Below are 6316 nucleotides of genomic sequence, written 5' to 3' on the forward strand. Positions count from 1 at the left end.
AACCCGTTAAGCGCGAAATATTTGCTGCGGACTTTAGAGACCGCGTGGTACATCATTTAATCATTAATCAATTAAGTTTGCCAAATATCATCAAATTTAATTATTCCAATAGTTATTACAGCAAAAGTAGTTAAGATAAAAAATTTATTTTTTATTATGTAGAAAAAAGACGATTTGATGTTTTTTAAATTAGAGTTAAAGAGATTCAGAGAACTTCATTCATTTTAAATCCATTTATGAAAACCTAGAACTTCGATACAGGTTCGAGCCGGTTTAATCTGTCTACATTGCGTCTACATGACTTTTTCGAATTTTCTACAACTACACGTAACTACTTGATTTTATTGGTGGGCCCACTAGGACTTGAACCTAGGACCAACGGATTATGAGTCCGCTGCTCTAACCAACTGAGCTATGGGCCCCGATGAGGAGTGTATTCTAAACTGATTTTGCTTTATGTTCTACTTTTTTTTGCATTTTTTAATTGCCGTTTTAAAAACGGCAATTAAATTATCCTTCATCACCTTCCAGGAAGCTTCTTAACTTCTCTGAACGGGAAGGGTGGCGTAGCTTTCTTAGGGCTTTTGCTTCGATTTGACGAATCCTTTCTCGGGTCACGTCAAATTGTTTGCCTACTTCTTCCAGAGTATGGTCGGTGTTCATTTCGATACCAAAACGCATACGCAGTACTTTTGCTTCACGTGGAGTTAGAGTTTCCAATATTTCCAGTGTTGCTTCTCTTAAACCTTCTGCAGTGGCCATATCTATTGGAGACTCGATGTTGTTGTCTTCAATAAAATCACCTAAGTGAGAGTCATCGTCATCACCTACGGGTGTTTCCATAGAGATAGGTTCTTTCGCTATTTTCAGGACTTTGCGAATCTTATCTTCACTCAATTCCATTTTTTCGGCTAATTCTTCTGGAGTGGCTTCGCGGCCTGTTTCCTGAAGAATTTGACGAGAAATACGATTGAGTTTGTTAATCGTTTCTATCATATGAACCGGAATACGAATAGTACGAGCCTGGTCAGCGATGGAACGAGTAATTGCCTGTCTGATCCACCATGTAGCATAGGTTGAGAATTTGTAGCCGCGACGGTATTCAAACTTATCTACCGCTTTCATCAGGCCTATATTACCTTCCTGAATTAAATCAAGGAATTGTAAGCCTCTGTTGGTGTATTTTTTAGCGATAGAAATAACCAGACGGAGGTTTGCTTCAACCATTTCTTTCTTCGCACGTCGCGCTTTCGCTTCGCCGATAGACATTTTTCTATTGATGTCTTTAATTTCACTGATGATCAGACCGTATTCAATTTCAAAAGATGCTAATCGGGTCTGTAGACGTAAGATTTCTTCTCTGTATTCTTCGATACGCGGTAAATCCAGTTTCTTGGCATTTTTACTGCACAGATTTTCTAACCAGTTCAGGTCAGTTTCCTGTCCTGGGAACGTATCAATAAATAACTTCCGTGGTATACGTGCTTTTTCAATACAAAGACGCATGATGCCACGTTCAAACTCTCTGATGTGGTTACGTAGTTGTCTGAAATGCCGAGTTAAGCGATCCACTTGTCTTGAAGTCAACTTGAGCTTTAAGAATGAATCAGACATTACTTCCAGAAGCTCAAGAGTCTTTTTGTTCGTTCTGCCGTGATCTTTCAACGCATTCATTGCATTAGTGAAGTTTTCACGTAATTCATCAAAATAGACTTTAGCTTGCTCAGGGTTCGGGCCATCATCGACTTCAGCCATGCCGCCTTCGCCGTCTTCATCATCATCGTCACTCACGTTGAGCATGACGTCTTCTTGTTGAACATCATCAAGCATAGAGCCAATGCTGGCAGCAGGCGCTATTTCTTCATCGGTGTCTGCAAAACCGCTAATAATTTCATTAAGGCGTATTTCTTCTGCATTGAATCGATCGTAGTCATCCAGAACTAATTGAACAGTTTCCGGGTAGTGAGCCAGCGATTTAAGAACCTGGTAGATTCCTTCTTCAATTCGTTTGGCTATGCGAATTTCACCTTCGCGAGTCAGAAGCTCCACTGTACCCATTTCTCTCATGTACATACGGACGGGATCAGTCGTTCTTCCTGTTTCTTTATCAACAGATGCAAGAACCATTGCGGCTTCTTCGATATCTGGAACTTCTTCTGTATTCAGTAGAAGCGCTAATTCATCGTCGCCTGGCGGTTGCTCAAAGACTTTGATGTTCATGCCCTCAAGCATGCTTATGATGACATCAAAATGCTCCGTATCTACTATATTAGGTAGTAAGTCGTTAATTTGACTATAAGTCAGATAACCTTGTTCTTTTCCAAGGCTAATGACTTTGGTTATTTGTGAGCTTTGCTGTTCTTGGTCATTTGTGGTCATAGGCACTTCTTTTAGGAACAATTTAGGGTCTACAAAAAGGGTTTGATTATAAACCGGCTCGAGTCAACATACCAGTAGTTCAGATTTTTTATTTTTCCAAATCAATCTGAGGATGCCGTTCCTTTAGCATCTGATGTAAACTGTTTCGCTCGATTTCGGTTAGCCCTTCTTGCCTCGATTTATCTATTAATTGACGTATTATAAGCTCTTTATTCTGTTTTTGTAAAAATAATAAAATATCAACAAACTCTTTTATCAATGCCTGTTCTGGTACCTGATGTTCCCAGGATGCTAATCGATTGATGGCTTCAAAATAGTTGGTTGTTCGCCAGGATTCAATCAGGGTTGCTGTCGTCGCTTGTGGATTTAATTTTAGTTGATGAAGAATCGTAAGTAAAATGTGATGTTCTTTTTTATGTAATAGTTCTGGATCTATCTGTTCAATGATGCGTGCGTATATTTCCGGATTCTGTAACAGCACGGCAATGGCAATGCGCAGGGGAGAGCGCGCAATGCTCGTCGTTTGTTCTACGGCATTAGGCTCATTTTGTTGGGTAATGAGTTGATTAAGTCTATGGCTTTCTATATGGGTTAATCGAGCCAAATCATCTAGCAGCAGCTCTTTTGAAGAGCCTTCTTCCATTTTTTGTAAAAAGGGTTTTGCTGAATTGATAAGCTGCGTTTTTCCTGCCGGATTTTGCAGATTGATGTCTTTACCTAAGGTGTCAAAGAAGAATCGATGCAGCGGAGTTGCCTGTTTGAGGCGAGTTAAAAAATTATCTTTGCCTTCTTCTCTTACCAGGCTGTCAGGATCATGACCATCTGGTAAAAAAATAAATCGTGCATCAAGACCTGAATTGAGGTGAGGTAAACTGCTTTCCAAACCTCGCCATGCGGCTTGTTTGCCTGCTGCATCGCCATCAAAACAAAAAATAAGATGTTTGGTGTGTTTCGCTAAAAGTTGAATATGATAGGTGCTTGTGGCTGTTCCCAAGGTGGCTACTGCATTCATAATACCATGTTGAGCCAAGGCAATTACATCCATATAGCCTTCAACAATAATAACATAATCTGCCGATTTATTGTGACTGAGGATCTGGTGTAGACCATAAAGCTCACGGCTTTTTTGAAAAATAACGGTTTCAGGTGAGTTCAGATATTTGGGTTTATGTTCGGGATCCAAAACGCGGCCACCGAATCCAATGATACGCCCGTGGCGATCATGAATGGGGAACATAACTCTGTTGCGGTAGCGATCATAAATTTTGCCTTCATCCGTTTGAATCAACATTCCTGTTGCTATCAATTCACGTTGATTACGGGCAAATACTTTCTCCAGATGATGCCAACCATCGGGGGCAAAACCTAATTGATAGAGTTTTGCGATTTCACCGCTCAATCCTCTTTTGCGCAGGTAATCAATGGCAATCTGACCGTCGTGCTTTAATTTTTTCTGGTAATGCAGGCTGACTTGAGACAGCAGTTTATATAGATCATTCGAGGTATTATTTTTTTCTACTTGCCCTTCACGAGGAACGGTTAGGCCTAGTCGGGTAGCAAGGGTTTCAACAGCGTCTATAAAACCTTGATTCAGGTAATTCATTATAAAACTAATGGCATTACCTGCTGCACCACAGCCGAAACAGTGATAAAACTGTTTTTTGGCTACTACATTAAAAGAAGGGGATTTTTCATTGTGAAATGGGCAACAGGCAATGTGGCTTGTTCCTCGTTTTTTCAGAGGAACATAGCTATCAATTAATTCAACCAGATCGGTGCGATGCAGAAGATCATCAATGAATGGCTGTGGAATTAAGCCAGACATATTCGTATCAGCTCAACCGAGCCTTGATCAAGGCACTCACTTGAGTCATATCTGCTCGGCCTTGTAATTTAGTCTTAAGCTGTCCCATCACGTTACCCATATCGGCCATTTTTTCAGCGCCAGTTGCAACAATAGCTTCATTAACCATTTGTTCAATTTCTGCTGCTGATAAAGGCTCTGGCAGATATTTAGCAATAACATCCAGTTCAAACTGTTCCTGAGCTATCAAATCATCGCGATTTGCTTTTTCATATTGGGAAATGGATTCTTTACGTTGCTTGGTCATTTTGTCCAAAATAACCAGCATACGATCTTCACCTACTTCAATACGTTCGTCGACCTCTATTTGTTTCACCGCTGCAGTGATTAAACGTAAGGTAGTCAGTAAGTTTTTATCTTTAGCGCGCATGGCGTCTTTAATATCGTTGTTGATAAGTTCTTTAATGGACATTTTTTATTCCTTAAAAACCAAAAGGCCACATGAAAATGTGACCTTGGCAAGCTAACTGACTATTCATAAAAAGGACTTTAATGAATAGATACGTAAATATTATTTACGTCTGTGTTTCATGCTGCGTCGTGAAGATGTATCGCGAGAAATTTTTTTCAGATGACGTTTTACTGCGGCAGCTTGTTTGCGTTTACGCTCAGCAGTTGGTTTTTCATAAAATTCACGGCGGCGTAATTCGGTTAAAATACCGGCTTTTTCACAAGAACGCTTGAAACGGCGCAGTGCATATTCTGGGTTTTCGCCTTCTTTTACACGAACTGTAGGCATTAACTAATCCTCTGGTTATTTGATCTTATATATAGGTGGGCAATTCTAGTGCTAGTTGAAGCACTCGTCAAGCCCAAAAGTAAATCTTTCTTACCATTTATAGTAATTTTATCATCTATGGTAGTTATTTATTATAGATGATCTTTGGCGGATGTGATAATTCTTAACTCGTTATGAGCTTGTGATATAATCCGGCATCTGTCAATTAATTACTATTGATTCCGGTTAGTGGGGTTGTATATGCGTGTATTAGGTATCGAGTCTTCTTGTGATGAAACAGGATTTGCCATTTATGATTCAAAATCCGGGTTATTAGCTCATGCCCTGCATTCACAAATAGATACCCATAGAGTACATGGAGGGGTAGTTCCCGAGCTGGCTTCAAGAGATCACGTGAATTATTTAATTCCCCTGGTAGAAGAAGCGCTAAAGCAAGCTCAATTAAAGAAAGGTGATCTGGATGGTATCGCCTATACAGCCGGGCCTGGTTTGATTGGGGCTTTGTTAGTTGGCTCCTGTTTTGCGAAAAGTATGGCTTACGCATTAAATATTCCTGCTCTTGCAATTCATCATCTGGAAGCGCACTTACTTGCCGCTAAAATGGAAACTCCAACCCTGGAGTTCCCCTTTATTGCTCTGTTGGTTTCCGGCGGCCATTGCCAGTTAATCGAAGTAAAGCAATTGGGAGAGTATCAATTACTAGGCGACACCCTTGATGATGCGGTTGGCGAAGCTTTTGATAAAACCGCCAAGCTAATGGGAATTCCCTATCCTGGAGGTCCGGTTTTAGCCAGGCTCGCAGACAGTTGCGAATCAACATCCTATAAATTTCCTCGTCCGATGATCGACAGACCAGGCCTTGATTTTAGTTTCAGCGGTTTAAAAACGTTTGCCTTAAATACCTGGAGTCAAAGCACAAAAGAAGATAAAGACCGGGCAGAAATAGCTCTGGCATTTCAAGAAGCTGTTGTTGATACGCTAATCATTAAAGCGAAAAGAGCAATACAGCAGTCTAATTGCAAGCGTCTGGTAGTCGCAGGTGGAGTTGGGGCAAATAAAGCCTTGCGTAAAGCCTTGCAAGAATGGATGGCCAGCATCAAGGGGGAAGTTTATTTTCCTGCTCTGGAATACTGTACTGATAATGGTGCCATGGTTGCTTATGCGGGTTGTATGAGGATGGTGCTTGGTGAGAGGGATGGTGATCTGGGAGTCTGGGTCAAAGCGCGCTGGCCTCTTGCCTGAATGGGCGTATTTGGTGCAGGTTGTGAGAACTCACATCCGCTGCGAGCCATGGATAGCCGAAGGCTAGGGCGAGTAGTCCCTGGTAGCCTTAG

The 6316-nt window shown here is 41.1% G+C and carries 5 protein-coding genes and 1 tRNA gene; 1 reads left to right on the plus strand and 5 read right to left on the minus strand.

Annotation, left to right across the window (positions count from 1 at the left end):
- Window positions 1-345: 345 nt before the first annotated feature.
- From Q0495_RS00685 to rpsU, 5 genes are all read right to left on the minus strand, one after another.
- Window positions 346-422: transfer RNA gene (locus Q0495_RS00685), tRNA-Ile, on the minus strand.
- Between the two features lie 88 nt (window positions 423-510).
- Window positions 511-2379, minus strand: a complete 1869-nt coding sequence (rpoD, locus tag Q0495_RS00690) for an RNA polymerase sigma factor RpoD (RefSeq protein ID WP_298622036.1) — start codon at window positions 2377-2379, stop codon at window positions 511-513.
- An 88-nt stretch (window positions 2380-2467) separates the two neighbouring features.
- On the minus strand, window positions 2468-4204 hold the full coding sequence (gene dnaG, locus Q0495_RS00695) for a DNA primase (protein WP_298622037.1): 1737 nt from the start codon (window positions 4202-4204) through the stop codon (window positions 2468-2470).
- A gap of 7 nt (window positions 4205-4211) precedes the next feature.
- Window positions 4212-4655, minus strand: coding sequence for a GatB/YqeY domain-containing protein (locus Q0495_RS00700; RefSeq protein WP_298622039.1), 444 nt, complete (start codon window positions 4653-4655; stop codon window positions 4212-4214).
- Window positions 4656-4754: 99 nt separating this feature from the next.
- The gene (rpsU, locus tag Q0495_RS00705; protein ID WP_018576467.1) at window positions 4755-4982 is read right to left on the minus strand and encodes a 30S ribosomal protein S21; all 228 of its coding nucleotides are present in this window, start codon (window positions 4980-4982) and stop codon (window positions 4755-4757) included.
- Between the two features lie 240 nt (window positions 4983-5222).
- Between rpsU and tsaD the strand changes: the two genes are divergently transcribed.
- Complete coding sequence (tsaD, locus tag Q0495_RS00710; RefSeq protein WP_298622043.1) at window positions 5223-6224, plus strand: tRNA (adenosine(37)-N6)-threonylcarbamoyltransferase complex transferase subunit TsaD; 1002 nt, start codon at window positions 5223-5225, stop codon at window positions 6222-6224.
- Window positions 6225-6316 lie beyond the last annotated feature (92 nt).

The organism is uncultured Legionella sp. (genome assembly GCF_937871865.1).
Classification (GTDB): domain Bacteria; phylum Pseudomonadota; class Gammaproteobacteria; order Legionellales; family Legionellaceae; genus Legionella.